General features: G+C 71.3%; 3 protein-coding genes. 1 reads left to right on the top strand and 2 read right to left on the bottom strand.

The window, feature by feature from the left end; translation table 11 throughout:
• Positions 1-8 precede the first annotated feature (8 nt).
• Positions 9-146 (top strand): integrase core domain-containing protein, encoded by a 138-nt coding sequence (locus tag D588_RS26710; protein WP_345775587.1) that lies wholly within the window; start codon positions 9-11, stop codon positions 144-146.
• Here D588_RS26710 and D588_RS0113955 read toward each other — a convergent pair.
• Together D588_RS0113955 and D588_RS0113950 are read right to left on the bottom strand one after the other, a co-directional pair.
• Positions 143-484 (bottom strand): PilZ domain-containing protein, encoded by a 342-nt coding sequence (locus D588_RS0113955; protein WP_026143711.1) that lies wholly within the window; start codon positions 482-484, stop codon positions 143-145. The two genes, D588_RS26710 and D588_RS0113955, sit on opposite strands and share 4 nt — an antisense overlap.
• The coding region (locus D588_RS0113950) for a DUF1631 family protein (RefSeq protein ID WP_017916419.1) at positions 481-1,772 on the bottom strand (1,292 nt) is incomplete at its 5' end. The genes D588_RS0113950 and D588_RS0113955, both read right to left, overlap by 4 nt.

Here is a 1,772-nt window from a genome sequence, read left to right as displayed (position 1 = left end):
GCTCCTATATCGACTCCACACAACGCGCCAACGCCTTCCCCGGCTGGCTGCATCACTACAACTGGCATCGACCACACGCCAGCCTCGGCTACAAGCCTCCCATCTCCCGAATTCCACTGAACAACGTGGTGGGTTTACACAGCTAGCCGCCGGTCGCAGCGTTGATCCACTGCCGCAACAGGTCGCGATGCGCGGGGGAAATGGTCAGGAAGCGGAAGCCGGCCCAGGCCTGGCCCGGTGCGTGCGAGGGTTCGCTCCACAACAGGTGCGCGCCGATATCGATCTGCACGTCGCGGTCGGCGTGCGGTATCGCGAAGCGCAACTGGTACAGCGCGTCCTCGTGCAGCGGTGCCGAGGCGAGCAGCAGCATGCCGTGTTCGGAGACGTTGCCGAGGCGGCCGACCACGGCGTCTTCCATCAGGTCCAGCACCGGCACCATGTCCGGAACCTGGAGGCGCGGCGATCGGCGAGCGTCTGCGCTCATGCGCCCTCCATGGCGTCGTCGGCGGCGGGAACGCCGGCCAGGGTGCGCAGCGCGCGCACCGCGGCCTGCCAGGCGCGGTCGATCAGGCGGGCGCGGTCCTCGCTGACGATGCGCGCCTGTCCCTGCGCCAGCAGCCGCGCCAATCCGTCGAGCGTGTGTTCGGCGGCCTTCTGCCCGCGCTGGTTGACGAACAACGCACGCTCGGTGATCGGGCTGTACCAGGACAGGCGTTGCCGCTTCAGGTCGCCTTGCTGGTTGACGACGAATTCGAACCAGGTGCCGAACGGCAGCGTGCGCAACCGCGCATACGCGGCCTGTTCGGCCTCGTTGCGCGGCGGCAGCGAGGGGCGCTCGCCGTCCTCGCCCTGCTCGCCGAGGCGGGTGCGCGCCTTCAGCCGCACGTTGAGTTCGGTGCGCGAGGTGGTGGCGTCGGTGCCGCCGGGCGTGGACAGGCGGCGGGCGATGGCCTCGGCTTCCTGCTGGTGGTAGCCCACCTGCAGCAGCGCCTGGCCCACGCGCTCGGCCAGGGCGGCATCGGAGGCGCCCTCGCTGCGGCAGGTGACCTCGGCGATGCGCTCGGCCAGGCCGATGCGCTCGCGCCAGGTCTCCGAGTCCTCGCCCTGACGCAGCAGGGTCAGCACCAGCACGTCGGACCAGGCCTGCTGCAGCAGGGTCTGCACGAAACCCGGCGGTTGCCGGGCGCTGCACAGTGCCTCCAGGGTGGCGGTCGCGGTCTGCTTGGCCAGCTCCAGCCGTTCCTTGCCGCGCGCGGCCTCGACGTGCCGGCGCTCGGCGATCTCGGCCTTGTGCGCCAGGCTGCGCTGCTGCGCCTGGATCTCCTGGTGGGCCTGCTCGAAGACGGTCTCGTCGCCTTCGTACTCCTCGATCACGCGGTCCACGGCCTGGTTGAGCTTGAGCAGCAGGGTCGGATCGCTGTCCTCTTCGCCCAGCCAGGTGGCGCCGGATTCGGCGACGGCATTGAGCAGTTCCCGCGCCGGGTGCCGGCTGCGCGCGAAGAACGCCGGATCCTGCAGCGCGGCGCGCACCAGCGGCACCTGCAGGCGTTCCAGCAGCGCCGCGGCCGGCGCGTCGGGGCGTACCTCGCGCTCGATCTCGCCGTACAGCAGGCCGAGCAGGTCGAAGGTGTCGGCCTGCTGCGCTGCCAGGGTCGCCTGCGCGCCGTGGGTGGCGCGCAGCGCCTGCAGCAGGGCGGTCTGCACGTCGCGCAGGTGGCGGCGTCCGCGCAGCCCGCCCAGGGTGCTGTGGGCCGGCGGCTGCGCCTGCAGTT

Origin of the sequence: Xanthomonas sp. SHU 308 (genome assembly GCF_000364645.1) — a bacterium.
In the GTDB taxonomy this organism is placed as follows: domain Bacteria; phylum Pseudomonadota; class Gammaproteobacteria; order Xanthomonadales; family Xanthomonadaceae; genus Xanthomonas_A; species Xanthomonas_A sontii.
Note: the sequence above shows the minus strand (reverse complement) of the source record. Positions and strands in the feature narration are given on the sequence as shown.

Excerpts from the sequence above, each read along its gene's own strand:
- D588_RS0113955 (WP_026143711.1), bottom strand. The coding sequence starts at position 484 with ATGAGCGCAGACGCTCGCCGATCGCCGCGCCTCCAGGTTCCGGACATG.